Below are 15,196 nucleotides of genomic sequence, written 5' to 3' on the forward strand. Positions count from 1 at the left end.
TAAACAAATTTTCCATTTTCCAGAAAATGGAAAATCGCGAATGTGAAAATGAAAAATTAATAGAGGTCCTTTCCTATAATTAATTAGTAAAGCAATGTCGTTTAGTTAAGGGTTGTCAATATAAAACGCTCATAAAATATCACAATTAGGTCAATATTCGGGAGACTTCTCCTGTCGTGCCAATGACAGATTAAGGCTGTCTTTTTCATTGCCGTCTGCTTTAGCTGACGGAAAACGAAAGTATTGAATATGGCTTTAGCCACACAATCCAATTTTTGGGCTAAAGCCCGGTTTTAAAGACGGACCGCTGTCCGTCAGCTAAAGCAGACGGCAATGAATCGATGGCAGTCAGCTCTTAATGAATGATATCTAATTCTATTTTTGATTGTGGCAAACCAAATTCATCATTGAAGGTGACGATGCGGTTTAGGACTTACACATTATTATATACTTGTTGTTAGTGCTGCTCCCAATACTTTTTCTGACGAGCCAGGATCGTCATGTCGACGAGAGGAGACATCTCCCAACGTTCACGATGCTTGCTTAACTAAACGAACGTCAAATTTTGGCTTCATATGTGATGTATATCCTTTCGTTTTATGCAATTAGCTGAAATATCTTTGACCCGGTTGAGGTCAGGGTTTGTGGAAATGAAAAGCAGTTGCCAGAAAGTAAAATCATTATTCAACACCATGAAAGCAGTACTAATAACACAACCCGGTGCACCAGAAGTTCTGAAATTACAGGAATATGCTGAGCCAAAACCTGGCGATGATGAAGTGCTTATTAAAGTAAAAGCTGCAGGTTTAAACAGGGCCGATGTCGCGCAACGGCAGGGAAATTATCCTCCACCTCCGGGCGCACCGGTAGATGTTCCGGGGATGGAAGTATCTGGAGTAGTGACTGAATGCGGGATTGCTGTAACAATGTGGAAGCCCGGTGATGAAGTATGTGCATTGATTGCAGGCGGTGGTTACGCCGAATATGTTGCCGTGAAAGAAGGGCAATGCCTGCCTGTGCCCGGGGGAATTTCGCTAGCTGATGCTGCGGGACTTCCCGAAACAATCTTTACTGTTTGGTCCAATGTTTTTCAAAGAGGAAGTTTACAACCCGGCGAAAATCTCCTGGTTCATGGCGGAAGTAGTGGTATTGGCATTACTGCCATTCAACTTGCGCATGCCTTTGGTTCAAGAGTGTTTGTGACCGTAGGATCTGAAGACAAAGGAAAAGCATGTCTTGAATTAGGAGCCAATAAATACATTAATTACAGGACACAGGATTTTGAGCAGGAACTAAAATCTGAAGGAGTAGATGTGATATTGGATATGATTGGCGGCGCTTATTTTTCTAAAAACATCAATATTCTTAACCCCGGGGGCAGACTTGTTTATATCAATTTTATGAAAGGCAAAATGGCTGAGCTTGACCTTGCAAAGCTGATGCAGAAGAGGCTGCTTGTAACAGGCAGCACTTTGCGTGGACGGGAATATGGTTATAAGAAGGCTTTGGCTGAAGAAATTTTGCTACGAGTGTGGCCATTGTTTGAATCAGGAGAATTTAAGCCGGTTACATACAAGACCTTTTCTTTTAATGAGGCCGCAGAAGCGCACATGCTGATGGAAAGCAGTGATCATATTGGGAAGATTATTTTGGTAAATGAAAATTTTAGATAGATGTAACGCAAGTCTGAAACAAATGCCGCTCTATGTAACTAATTGTTGATAGTACTTAATAACAGTTATTGTTACACGGAGAAATACAGGAGGAGACACAGAGTTACACAGAGCGTTTTCACCAAACATCTGTCATTTTATTTTTTGGATGTGTTCCTCACATAGTTTAGTCGACATGACGATAATGACCCATCGAAAAATTAATCATAGCAGCAGCAATAGCCTGCACATAATAATGTGAAAGGCTATCCTCGCATTGTCACCTGGACGATTGCATTTGATTTGCTGCAATCAAAAATAGCATAACAGTCCTCTTGCACGATCAGGCCGCCCGCCGTTGTTGGTATGAGGCGTAGCTATGTGCCTAAGCCTACCAACAACAAATTAGCGAGTTAGACGTTTCACGAATTAGGCCTTTTCATTTAATTGAATGACATTGGGCTGATGCAAGTAAAGAAAATATTCTTATCTCACACCTACCTCAAACGGTGAAGCCGGCAATCCCTCTTTATTGTAAAGATTAGCTCCGAACGGATTATCCGCCCATGCATACCGCACATAAACCGGATTGGAAATTGCTTCATTCCAAACAACAACAGTGTTGTCTTTTATCTCTGCTTTTGCCCAAACAAACTTTTTATCAGCGCCTGCAACCGCAAACTGTTGCAACGGCTCTCCGTCGCTACTTACAAGCCCGGAACCAGTATTGCTAAAATGAAGAACAGCTTTGTTGCCATCTCTTGTAGCTGAATCGCAGACCGGTCCTGAATAGACAAGATCTTTTTCCCCATACCCAACTTTTTGAGCAGCTAAAGCCAGCCGGTGGCCGGCATCCTTTTTATTCAACGGATGAATATCATTCCATTCGCCAAGATCAATTGCAACGGCCATTGCTGTATTCGGTACTTTTAAAGTTTTCAGTTGAGCATCACGAAGCCTGGCCCAATCGCTCTCTGTTGGAGCAAATGTCTGATCCATAAAATTAGCGAGCTGCACATACAAAAAAGGAAGGTCTGGCTTTTGCCACAAAGACCGCCAATTGTTGATAAGTGCCGACATCATACCGGCATAGTTTTCCGGCGCCGCTGCATTTGATTCGCCCTGGTACCACAAGATGCCCTTTATTGAATAATTTTTTAGTGGATGGATCATAGCATTATATAGAGCCGCTGGCTGATACTGAACTGGTATTGCGGAAGGTGTAGTATCTCCCTGCCCAAAAACTTCAGCAATCTTAAACTGCCATTGGCCTTTTAAATCAAGTGTATCATCACCAAGCTTCAGGTAATAAGGTTTGTCCGGAACAAATCCTCCCTTTCCACTATAATTAATCACGCGAATGGTGATAGTGTTTTTACCTGGCTTAAGCAGTCCAGCCGGAAGCTCATACCTCCGCGGAGGATACTGGTAAGTGATGTTGCCTGACTGAACGCCATTCACATACAAAAAATCCGCATCCACGATTCTTCCCATATACAACTTCGCAGGTTTATCAGTCATGGACGCAGGGATCTCGACAACCTTTCTTAACCAAACGATGCCATCCAGATCTTTCAGGCCAAGATCTTCCCAATAACCCGGAACGTTTATGTTTTGCCAGCCTTTCGGAATAAAGCTGGTATCGTACCAGGCCGGCTTTCCTTGCAAGCCTTCATCCCGTTGATCTTGTTTTTGTCTTAGTGCTGACGTCTGGGCCGCCGCTTGTTTGTTGCGCAAATTAATTGAGGCTGTATCGCGGTTACGCAATAGCAAATTGTAACTAACGGGAAATGTTTTCAACGCTTCCTCACTCATCCATGATTCAATGGGCGATCCGCCAACACTGGCGTTAATTATGCCGATGGGCACATGATATTTTTGATAGATCTCTCTTGCAAAAAAATAAGCCACTGCGGAAAATTGCAGGACGTTTTTCGGCGTTGCTGATTTCCAGTTGCCCGGCAAAATGGTATCAAGGGCACCGGTAAGACTCGTTTGCTGTGGAATAAAAAACTGGCGGATCTCCGGAAAGTTGGCAGTTTCTATATCATCTGGATACTTTTCTTTAACGCGCTCCATCGGAAGCACCATGTTTGACTGACCTGAGCACAACCATACATCTCCAATCAGAATATCGTGAAGGGCAATGGTATTGCTTCCTTTGATTGTCATATCAAATGGTCCGCCTGCTTGCATGCGAGGTAATGAAATCGACCATTTGCCATCTGTGCTGGCTGTGGTATTGTATCTTTTCTTGTTGAATACAACTTCAACCTTTTCTTCTTTTGCCGCCCATCCCCAGATCTTTAATTCTGCATCGCGCTGCAAAATCATGCTGTCTCTAACTAATGCAGGAAGTTTAATTGCTGCATGAGAATTATTGGAATAAAAACATGAAATGACAAATGCAACAAAAGGAACTATCCGTCCTAATTCTAAAAGCAATCTAACAGAGTTTTTATTCAATGGCATAAGAGCAGTTTAATTATGAACTGTCCACTTATAGACAGCCTTCAAAGGGCTCTGTGGATCTCTGAGTCTTCTCCGGCTGTTTCTCTGTGTAACAAAAAAAGTTTCACAGAGAGCACGAGGCAGACACAGAGTTTCGCAGAGTATGTTTAAAATGCAAATCTGTCACTGGCGACTTTCGTTCATCCTAGTACTTCCTAACTCGTACTTACAGCGCACATGGTACACCATTTTCTTTGTTCGACAGGAATAAGCAGTAATAATGGTCTGTCTGACAATTAAAGTTAATCTATTTCACTCAACATGCAACTATGCGAATGCCCGGTTAGTTATGCCGTTTTTTAAATACGGATGGATTTTCGCCGGTTAGTTTTTTAAACAATTTGTTGAAATGGGAAAGGCTTTCAAAACCAACTTCGTAACAAGCTTCAGATACGCTCACATCTTTTAACAACAGCGTTTTTGCCTGTGTGATGCGGTACTGGTTTACAAAATCGGTAAAAGTCATTTTGGTCTGCCTCTTAAAATAGCGGCAAAAGGCGGCCGTACTTAAATGCACACTGGCGGCAACTGTATTCACATCGGGCTTTTCATTGTAGTTGGCGTGAATGTATTTGTAGATGGTGCCCATTCTTATCTTATCATCAAAAAACAGTTTAATGCTTGTATCCTGTTCGTTCAGCTCTTCCACTTCATCGGACGTAGCCAGGATCTGGAATATTTCCAGCAGGTGAAGTAACTGTTCAAAATGACTGAGACCTTGCATATACCGCAATTTTTCGGCAACTATCTTTTTAGTATTCCCGCTGAACGAAAGACCAAGATAGGCCCTGTCAAACATCCGCTGAATGTTCGTCAGTTCCGGTGTTTCTTTAAACGCATCGCCAAGAAAGTTTTCCTTCAGCTGCACCACAATCTGCCGGTACTCAGTCTTTACACCATAATCAAAATTCAGGTGGGGAATATTTGATCCTATCAGCACCAGGTCACTGTCCATATAACTGGAAATATGCTGCCCTACGTGCCGTATTCCCGTTGTGGCTTCAACATAAACCAATTCATATTCAGGGTGATAGTGCCAGTAAAAGTTGTTCCTCAGGCTGGGACTGAACAGCTTGAACGACTGGCCCGGACCAGGTAACACAATCTCCTTTTGAATTTTCACAACTATCCCATTTTTCTGTAAAGCTACATAAATGCTGCTTTTCGAGACATAAATGTCAATACAGAGCAAATGATGGTCATTGGAGATATTAGCCGGCTAGTATTCTAAATAGAACTTTGACATACAAAACGATGGTAATCCGGTTTGGAAATAGGGGTTGCCTTCGAACATCAAATCATCAAAACCTTGTTATATGAATCAGGCCGCAACAATGCAAACCATGACCATGGCTAATGCACACACCGACATTCCCGGTAATCCGTCCACAGCCAAAAGCAGCAAAGTAAAATTGAACGACAGAAGCAATGGAGAACCGCTTCGCGTTTTATCTGAGGAAGACTGGAAATTTTGGATCCATAATGGCTACATCGTTATCAAAAACGCTGTGCCTAAAGAACAGGTAGAAAGGCTGGCCGGTTTTTTATGGGAATTTGAAGAAAAAGATCCCAACGATCCGGAAACATGGTATGCGCCCCCGCGTGCCGAGATGAAGATGAAGGAACTGACCAATACAGGTATGGTGGAAGTGTATAATCATCAATATTTATGGGACAACCGCCAGATGCCGAAAGTACACCAGGCTTTTGCAGACATATGGGGTACAGAGAAATTGTGGGTAACGATAGATCGCGCTAACCTGAACTTTCCCATCCGCCCGGGTTATGAATACAAGGGGTTTATCCACTGGGACTATGACCCGGAAACCAAACCGCAAAATGTTCAGGGAGTGCTGGCGCTGGCTGATCAGACCGATGAAAATATGGGCGGATTTCAATGTATTCCCGAATTGTACCGAACCTACGAAACCTGGAAGCTAACACAGCCAGGAGACCGGGATCATTTTAAACCGGACACAACAGGTTTTGACATTGTGAAAGTGCCGATGCAGGCAGGCGATCTGCTCATCTTTAACAGCACTCAACCGCATGGAATAAGGGCAAACAATAGTGGTAGCAAAGTTAGAATGGCGCAGTATATCTCTATGATGCCGGCAGAAGAGGACAATGAGCTATTGCGGGAATGGCGCATTTCATCCTGGCAGGAAAGAAGAGCACCTGAAGGATTTGCCTTCCCCGGCGACCCAAGAAAATGGGAACAAACAAAATATGAAACGGCTAAGCTATCACCGCTGGGCAGAAAGTTGCTGGGATTGGATAGATGGTAAAGATCAACCTGCTTCTTTAATCAATAAAAACCAACCTATGTGCCTTAAGTTAAATGAAGATTCTGCAAAGAAATGTACCTGTAAATTTGCTCGCGTATGCAGGCGTCGCAAAAATGCGGGGACAATTGAAATCCGGACAGAAAAATTATCATTTGTGCATGCTGTGTGGGCGCCGCTGAGTTCACAATTATTCGTTCTTAAATCAATATTACATGCAGAAAAGGGCGCTCATTTTTGATTTGGATAATACGATATATGCGGTTCGTTCAATTGGAGATAAAATATTTGCACCGTTGCTTGAACTGATCGCAGCAGATGACGAACAAAGCCTGCAAATGGATAAGATCAGGCACGAGATTATGCGAAGGCCTTTTCAAATGGTGGCAAAGGATTTTAATTTTTCGGAAGAACTTACTTCTAAAGGAATAGAGCTGCTAAGCAGCATTCGTTTTGATGGAGAAATTGAGCCTTTTAGTGACTATGAAATTGCGCGAACCCTGCCGCTCGACAAGTTTCTTGTGACAACCGGTTTCACCAACATGCAGCAAAGCAAGGTTACAGGAATGAATTTGGACCGTGACTTTAAAGAAATCCACATCATAGATCCTTCCTCTTCCACTAAAACTAAAAAGGATGTTTTTGAAGACATTATAAAACGGCACAATTATGCCAGCCCTGAGGTATTGGTAATTGGCGATGATCTTCACTCTGAAATTAAGGCAGCGTTGGAGCTTGGCATTAGCGCTGTATTGTACGACAAGATGAATGTGTATGAAAATGACATTCCTGTTCCCAGGATCACAGACTTTGCGGAGTTAGCTGATTATTTGGGTTGAGGGGCAGAATATAACATTTAAAGGAGGCACGAAGCATATTCAAGTTGTGTTTCGTGTCTCCTTTTTGATCTATCCATTCTGATAGAATTTTTTGGATAAAAACTTTACCAGAAACATCTTATTTACTGTTTAGCTGGCTGTACAAGTACGCATTGCACGACGCCATTGTGGCATATATACGCCAGATAGGGCAAATGGTCAGGTATTATTTACCATATTCTAAAGTCGAATTAATCCCCAAAAAAACATTACAAGCATCTGCTAACGATCCCACGCTCCGATTTCTTTTACCGCCGGTGATGCAGGAGTTTTTAACTTTGTATTCCCGTCTTAAAAAAGATAAAAATGAAAAAGTTTGTCTGCCAAAACCTTGTTGCATTAATTTGTTTGGCAGCTGCGGTAAGCCTGACGGCCTGTACAGGAAATAAAAAAAATGACAGGGATGAGCTGGTCAAACAAATTCAGGCGCTTACGGCGAGCAAAGACACCATTGCCAAAAATCTGCAAACATTCGACACATTAGATTACACGGTTTTTTCGAATCGCGAATGGACACGACTGCATGAGAGCCATGCAAAAGACATCATTGTGCATTTTCCTGACGGGCATATTGAAAAGGGCATTGAGCAACACATCAAAACACTGGATGCGATGTTTGTATATGCGCCCGATACAAGAATTAAAGAGCACCCTATCAAAATAGGCTCCGGTAATATGACCGCCGTAATGGGTTGGATGGAAGGAACTTTTACAAAGCCGATGCCAACCGGCGATGGTAAATTTATTCAACCTACGGGCAAGAAGTTTCGCATTCCGATGGCGACGATCGGTATTTGGAAAAGCGATGGTACCATGAGTGAAGAATATCTGTTTTGGGATAATAAGACGTACATGGATCAGATCATGGGGAAATGATAAACTGCTTAGGTAGGTTGCAGGTAATGGTAAAAAAAATTAGCGTGTGACGGGTTTACTAAACTGATTATCCCATGCTGGAGCTTCTATTATTTTGAACCGTTGGATGAAACAGATCCACAATGAAATTTACAAGGATCAAACAAAATGAATTTTTAAAAACGGCGGTCCTTAATGGCGCAAGTATGCTGTGGAATTACGTGCGTTACGTAATTTGGCTGAGTCAATCCAATGAGCTAAGGTTTTTTGATAAAACTTTTACTAGAAATATAATCTTTACAGTATAACCGGCGCCATAAGTACACATTGCCGGAAGTCATCGCCGCATACTTGTGGTGGGTGGGCGCAGGAATAAAGATGACCAAAAAAAATTTAATGTTACAATAGTGTTGTAAAACGTATATTCGATTTCACGCGGCCTGAATCATTATTCATTATCCTTACCTAAACCATCTAAATCCCTTATCCACTTTTATCTTAAATCAATAAAAAATCGTGCTTGTTATGAGACGTCATTCTTTTATGCCCTATTCTTTCTTTACGACAAATCCCATCAATTTTTTATATATCACTTGTAAATCCTTTCAATCATAAATGCACTAGAAATTTTTTTAAAACCTAAAACCAGCTTGCCATGGACTTTAAAGACCAAATTGGACTACTTGCTCAAAGAGTTTCCAAAATGAAAGATGCTATTCTTACAGAAGAAGCTACCAAGAATGCATTTATTATGCCTTTCCTGCAAACAATGGGGTATGATATTTTTAACCCGCTTGAAGTTGTTCCTGAATTTATCGCGGATATTGGCATAAAAAAAGGAGAAAAAGTTGATTATGCTATTCTCAAAGACGGAAGCCCAATAATTTTGATTGAATGCAAGCATTGGTCTTCTGATCTTGACCCACACAACAGCCAGCTGTTCAGATATTTTCATACAACTGAGGCGAAATTTGGAATCCTTACGAATGGTATTATTTATAGGTTTTACACCGATTTGGTACAGTCTAACAAAATGGATGAAAAGCCTTTCTTCGAATTTAAAATAGATGACATTAAAGAAGCACAGATTGAAAAATTAAAAGAATTCCACAAGAGCTATTTTAATCTTGAAAGCATTAATAACACTGCCAGTGAACTAAAGTACATGTCGGAATTGCGTGCTTTAATTATCAAAGAAATAAGCGATCCGTCCGAAGAGTTTACAAGACTTTTTGCTAAAACCGTATATCCTTCAATTGTTACCGCTAAAATTTTGGAACAGTTTAAAGGATATTTAAAGAGAACATTCGCGCAGTTCCTGAACGATTCTATTAATGAGCGTCTTAAAACAGCATTAGCGACCGAGACACAAAAAGCAGAAGAAATAAGTAAAGAAGATTTGACCTCTGCTACTGTGGACGAAAATAAAGTAGTAACCACTGCAGAAGAGATGGATGCTTTTTACATAGTCCGGGCAATTTTGGCATCGAAGGTTAAGGTAACAAGAATTATAAGCAGGGACACTCAATCTTATTTCGGCGTTCTTCTTGATGACAATAACAGAAAGCCATTATGCAGGTTACATTTTAATGGCAAGAAAAAACACATAAGCTTCTTTGATACAGGCAAGGAGGAGCGGGTTCAAATAGAATCAACAAACGATATCTATGAACATGCATCAAGGTTGATAAAAAGTATTGACATATATGAACCGATAGGAAATTGAAATCCTTCTGAAATAAAAAGATGCTCTACTTGCAAGAATTGTAATGTAATCAGGTCAGACAATAATAGTTCTGGTTCGACGCTCGAAGCGCTGAAGCTGCTTTTAGAAATTAACTCCACTGGAAATACGTTAACACTGGAGTATAAAAAAATATTGTAATAACGAAAAAGATATAAAACACATGTGGGCAGATAATGAAACATCAGAAGACCTTTTAGGATTTAAGGTACACGCAGACTTGTTAATTAATATCATTAATGATGAATCTGTTTTGCCGATTACAATAGGAGTTTTTGGCGATTGGGGAAGTGGAAAATCCAGCATCTTGCAAATAGTAAAAGAAGAATTTGATGGGGTGGATGATAAAGATTCGCTCTGTATACATTTTAATGGATGGACTTTTGAAGGATATGATGATGCTAAAGCTGCGTTACTCGACTCAATTGTCAAAGAATTGGAGGGCAACAAAAAGATTTCTGCTGAAATAAAGGATACGATTAAGGAAAAAGCAAGAAAACTTTGGAAGTCTATCAATTGGATGCGTGGCGCAGGTATGGTTATGAAAAATGTTGCCTTGCCAGCTGTTTCTGCATATTTTACAGGAGGGCTTAGTTTAGTTCCGTTTGCAATTCAGAAGATAACTGAATGGGGGGATAATCCGGAAAAAATAATTGAAAAACTGAAATCGGAAGAGGGGAAGGAAATATATAATGCCTTTGTAAAAGATCGAAAAGAAAAAGATAAAAATTCCACAAATGCGGTAGCCGAATTTCGAAAGGATTTTTCAGATTTATTAGAAGCGACAAACCTCAAAAGATTAATTGTTATAATAGATGACTTGGATAGATGTAGTCCAGAAAGGATTATTGAAAATCTCGAAGCAATTAAGCTTTTTCTAAACGTATCAAAAACAGCTTTCCTCATTGGAGCCGACCCTCGAATAGTAAAATACGCAATTGAACATAAGTACAAGAACAATAGAGAGATTGAGGAAGACAACAATAGGATTATTATAGATTACTTGGAAAAGTTAATACAGCTTCCATATTCTTTACCAAGACTTTCCGAATCAGAAGTCGAAACTTATATATCAATGCTAATTTGTAAAAAAGAAATCGGCATTGAAAAGTTTAAAAATGTACTTGATGAATTTAAGAAGTATAGAATGACGAATAAGTATTCAGCATTTGGACTATCACACTTTGAAAAAATTTTAGAAGCAGAAGAATTCAGAAAAGTTAAGGACAATGTAATTACAATCCCTTCATTAGTACCCTTGATTACAAATAGTTTGTATGGGAATCCCCGACAGATTAAACGGTTTCTAAATACTTACACCATCAGAAAAAGGCTTGCAGAAGTTGCATCCTTGCAAAGTTTTAATGAAGCTGTTCTTGCAAAAATGATGATACTTGAATATTCTGAACCCAAGTTATTCAAAAAGCTATTTGAATGGCAAATTGTTCAAGATGGTGTGCCTAAAGAAATAACTGATATAGAAACTCTATGTAAAGAAAAAGGAATTAATGATGTTATTTCAGAAATAAAAGATACAGATTTCAAAGACTGGAGTAAACCTAAAATAATTAAATGGTTTCAGATTGAGCCTTTATTATCAGGAGTTGATTTACGAGATTATTATTGGATTGCTCGTGATAAATTAGAAAATTCTATCACTTCAGCGAGTATGATTCCGCCAGTAGTTAGAGCATTGTTTAATGAGTTATTGCCCGATAATATGACGACAACTGTCACAAAATCTCTACTTTCTGAAAAGTTCCAGCCCTTTAGCGATATTGAGAAAGATGCATTTTTTAACCTTCTATCTTCAAATTTAAAAAGGAATCCTCAGCAAAAGAGACTTTATGATATTTTCAATGTAATGACAGAAAATAAAATTGAAAATACAGGTTACCATTATATGGAAGCTCTTAAGATAATAAGTGTAACAGATATTGAACCTGCAGTTGCAACGAGATTAGCAGATTTTAAATCTGAACCAGAGATGGGAGACTTTTTGAAAGATTATTTCCAAGATGGAAAATCTAGAGCAAGCAAGGCATTTAATCTAAAAAAATAGAAATGGGAACATCTAAATCATTTTCTGAAGTAAAACACTCAATGGTTCCGAATTGGGGTTCACTTAGCTCTTCGCTTACTTCAAACTGTGATTCTTCTGTTCTTCCTACTCAGAAGCTACAGAATATTATGGGAAATTTTGTTTCAGCATTGGGGGGAGCATCAACGGGAGGTCGCGGCGGTTCAAAAGCAGGAGGGAGAAGTAGTATCAAAACTGCGAAGAAAATCGGAAAGGTCTTTTCAAAGTTTATAAGTTCTGGTAATAATATTAGGGAAACGCTTGAATTTACAGGATTAACTGATATTGATACTAAAACAGTGGGGGATGTTATTAATCATTTGATTGAATATTGTTCCGGCAGTGCCACATCAATTGATGATAACGCGGCAAAAGAAGCTACAAGATTATTATTAGAAGAACTGATAGGGCAAGCTGAGTCTATTGATGAGGTACAAACTTTATTACAACAAACTTTTGAAACCAATACTTTGGAAGATATAATAATAAAGTATTTCGGGTATTACATTAATGAGCTTTTGTCAAAATGGTTCTATGAAAATTTAATAAGGAACAAGAATGAAAGTGACTGCAATAGTCTTTTCAATCAGGTAAAAAATTTCATAGTTGAGAGAGTTAACGATATGCACAAAAGAAATCCACTACAAAATATTGATTGGAGTTCTGATGAAGCAGACAGGCTTGTAAAAAACATTCAACAAGATATATTAACCGTATTTGAATAGTTATGAGAGTAAATGTAGTTATTGATAATGCCGATTATGGCAAATTTTCAGATTTGCAGCTTTGTTATACAGATAGCGGAGTGAATAGAAAAGTTCCATTGTCTTTTTTAAGCTATGAAAGAGTTTTTGATTTTACGACTGATTTTACTTCTGTAAAATTTGATTTCTTCCTTATATCTGCGATAGTTTATGGTGTTGACAACCTACTTAGTCGGGCTATTTATTCAAATGATGGTTGGACAAGAGATATACAAGTAGAATTTCCAGTAAAGAATTTCTCGGTGTGGAGTGGGAAGGAAGAAAAGTTGAAGCAGATTTTAGACTTCTTAACAGGTGATGATTGGCGGATTTCTTTTAGGGAAATAGAAGATGTCAGCTTTTTTCAACCACGAACAAACCGAAGGAAAATTCCACGTTATGAAAGAGAAACTATTAATTCCGTAAGTTTATTTTCAGGCGGGTTAGATTCTTTAATTGGGGTCATAGATGAGTTAGAAAAGCTAAGAGATAATGAAAAAATACTATTGGTTTCTCATTTCGATTCAAAGTCGCCAGGGCCAAATGGAGACCAGAGAAAACTATTGAGCCATTTAATGACCAAATACCCCAATAAAATATATTGGGTGCAATCAAAATTAGCATTATCAAGAAAAGATGTTAATGGTAACGGGGTAACGATAGAAAATAATTACCGCAGTCGTTCACTATTTTTTATTGGTTTAGGTTGTTATTTATCCACGATTGATAAATTAACAATTCCTGAGAACGGCACAATTTCAATTAATTATCCTCTTACTCCATCAAGAGTAAGTTCGTTAAGTACAAGGACAACCCATCCTTATGTTTTAAAGAATACGCAAGAATTGCTCGCAGCATTAGGATTATCCACTAGAATATATAACCCTTATGCATTTAAGACCAAAGGAGAAATGTTTGTTGAATGTACGAACCCTACATTTATACAACATATTTTTCAAGATTCTGTTTCTTGTGGAAAAAGAGGTAGACGACAATTCCACTTTGACAATCCAAATGAAATTCACAATTGTGGGAGATGTATGCCCTGTATATACAGGCGAGCAGCATTAAATAAAGCTGGTTTGGATAATGAAAATCACTATGGAAATTTTATCACTAATGTTGCAGCGGTAGGAAATAATGATTTACCAGCTTTATTCAGTTACTTAAAAAGAAATATATCCTTAGAGAAAATGAAAAGAGATTTATTAGTTAATGGGAATATTAATATTAATAATCTTACTGAATATGCGGAAATGGTATTGAGGTCGAAACAAGAAGTGTTGCAGTTGTTTAGAGATAAAGGTAGTAGATTTGTAAAATCAGAACTGGGTTTAAGATGATTATTGATACACACTGCCACATAGATTTATATCCCGATCCAGGTGAAGTTTTACAAGATTCTATAAAAGCTAATACAACAGTATTAGCAATGACTAATCTTCCAAGCCATTTTGAAATGGGATATCCCCATTTCAAATCACTAAAAAAGATAAGATTGGCATTGGGAATGCATCCACTAATGGCGGATTCCCACAAAAAGGAGTTTGATTTATTTCTAAATAATATAAGTAAAACATCGTACGTTGGAGAAGTTGGTTTGGACTTTTCTGCAGAGGGTATGCCTACAAAGGATATCCAGATATACACTTTTGCTAAAATACTAAAGGTAGTTTCCGGGCAAAAAAAAATCTTAAGCATTCATTCTAGACAAGCAGAGAAAGAAGTTTTAGAGCTATTGGTAAAATACAAAATTGAAAACGCAATTTTTCATTGGTATAGTGGGCCATTATATTTAATTGAAAAAATCGCACACGCTGGATACTATTTTTCAATAAATCCAGCAATGACTCGATCAGCATCGGGAAGAAAAATAATTTCCAAAATCCCTAAGGCGCTTTTATTAACCGAAACAGACGGCCCATTTGTAATGGAGCATAACTCTCCTGCTAGACCTGGCCAAGTTTCATCTGTAATTTCTTGTTTAGCTCGTTTATTGCTGCGCTCAAACAAAGAAATTGAAGAATTAATTGAGATGAACTTTAATAGTGTTATAAAAAGATTACGGCCATATTGAATTCAGATACCAACTTCCACTTTGTTTTCGAAATCTTAGAGGAAAACACCTGCTGGACTTCTTTTCATGATGTTAAAATAGGATTGGCGGTTATATGGCTGCAAAAGAAAATGGTGGAAGATTTTTACCGACCAGTATGGTGAAAGAAGTATGTATATATGACTGTTTATCATGTTACTAAATTCAAAGTTTTCTTCAAGTTTTCTATAAAAATAGATCGAAAATTGTGCTGTGAGAGACGCATTGTATGTGGAGTGCATTATAAAAATGTGTTGAATTAATGAGCGGTCCACTCACGCGTCACATCGGTCGCGGGTGCGGATAGTCATTGATCCGCAAAGAAGGAATTAAAATAAATGAATGATCCAGCT

Annotated in this window: 11 protein-coding genes; 9 read left to right on the forward strand and 2 right to left on the reverse strand. The window is 38.7% G+C overall.

Annotated features, from left to right (window positions below):
* The first annotated feature begins 692 nt into the window (after window positions 1-692).
* On the forward strand, window positions 693-1,673 hold the full coding sequence (locus QTN47_RS16985; RefSeq protein ID WP_369330597.1) for an NAD(P)H-quinone oxidoreductase: 981 nt from the start codon (window positions 693-695) through the stop codon (window positions 1,671-1,673).
* Between the two features lie 465 nt (window positions 1,674-2,138).
* Here QTN47_RS16985 and QTN47_RS16990 read toward each other — a convergent pair whose 3' ends face one another.
* Window positions 2,139-4,124, reverse strand: a complete 1,986-nt coding sequence (locus QTN47_RS16990; protein ID WP_369330598.1) for a sialate O-acetylesterase — start codon at window positions 4,122-4,124, stop codon at window positions 2,139-2,141.
* 322 nt (window positions 4,125-4,446) lie between these two features.
* Entirely contained in the window at window positions 4,447-5,286 is an 840-nt protein-coding gene (locus tag QTN47_RS16995; RefSeq protein WP_369330599.1) for an AraC family transcriptional regulator, read from the reverse strand.
* Between the two features lie 193 nt (window positions 5,287-5,479).
* Here QTN47_RS16995 and QTN47_RS17000 point away from each other — a divergent pair, with 193 nt between their 5' ends.
* The 8 genes from QTN47_RS17000 (at window position 5,480) to qatD (ending at window position 14,825) form a co-directional block, all read left to right on the forward strand.
* Complete coding sequence (locus QTN47_RS17000) at window positions 5,480-6,451, forward strand: phytanoyl-CoA dioxygenase family protein (RefSeq protein ID WP_369330600.1); 972 nt, start codon at window positions 5,480-5,482, stop codon at window positions 6,449-6,451.
* 212 nt (window positions 6,452-6,663) lie between these two features.
* On the forward strand, window positions 6,664-7,287 hold the full coding sequence (locus tag QTN47_RS17005; protein ID WP_369330601.1) for an HAD family hydrolase: 624 nt from the start codon (window positions 6,664-6,666) through the stop codon (window positions 7,285-7,287).
* 345 nt (window positions 7,288-7,632) lie between these two features.
* Entirely contained in the window at window positions 7,633-8,202 is a 570-nt protein-coding gene (locus tag QTN47_RS17010) for an ester cyclase (protein ID WP_369330602.1), read from the forward strand.
* Window positions 8,203-8,836: 634 nt separating this feature from the next.
* Entirely contained in the window at window positions 8,837-9,907 is a 1,071-nt protein-coding gene (locus tag QTN47_RS17015) for a type I restriction endonuclease (protein ID WP_369330603.1), read from the forward strand.
* 181 nt (window positions 9,908-10,088) lie between these two features.
* Complete coding sequence (locus QTN47_RS17020) at window positions 10,089-11,987, forward strand: KAP family P-loop NTPase fold protein (RefSeq protein ID WP_369330604.1); 1,899 nt, start codon at window positions 10,089-10,091, stop codon at window positions 11,985-11,987.
* A gap of 2 nt (window positions 11,988-11,989) precedes the next feature.
* Window positions 11,990-12,730: a Qat anti-phage system associated protein QatB gene (locus QTN47_RS17025; protein ID WP_369330605.1), complete on the forward strand. Its 741-nt coding sequence runs from the start codon at window positions 11,990-11,992 to the stop codon at window positions 12,728-12,730.
* Between the two features lie 2 nt (window positions 12,731-12,732).
* Entirely contained in the window at window positions 12,733-14,091 is a 1,359-nt protein-coding gene (qatC, locus tag QTN47_RS17030; protein ID WP_369330606.1) for a Qat anti-phage system QueC-like protein QatC, read from the forward strand.
* Window positions 14,088-14,825 carry a Qat anti-phage system TatD family nuclease QatD gene (gene qatD / locus QTN47_RS17035; protein ID WP_369330607.1) on the forward strand — a complete coding sequence of 246 codons (738 nt, stop codon included), beginning with the start codon at window positions 14,088-14,090 and terminating at the stop codon, window positions 14,823-14,825. Before qatC ends, qatD begins: the two co-directional genes overlap by 4 nt.
* Window positions 14,826-15,196: the final 371 nt, after the last annotated feature.

Origin of the sequence: Danxiaibacter flavus (assembly GCF_041060425.1) — a bacterium.
In the GTDB taxonomy this organism is placed as follows: domain Bacteria; phylum Bacteroidota; class Bacteroidia; order Chitinophagales; family Chitinophagaceae; genus Danxiaibacter; species Danxiaibacter flavus.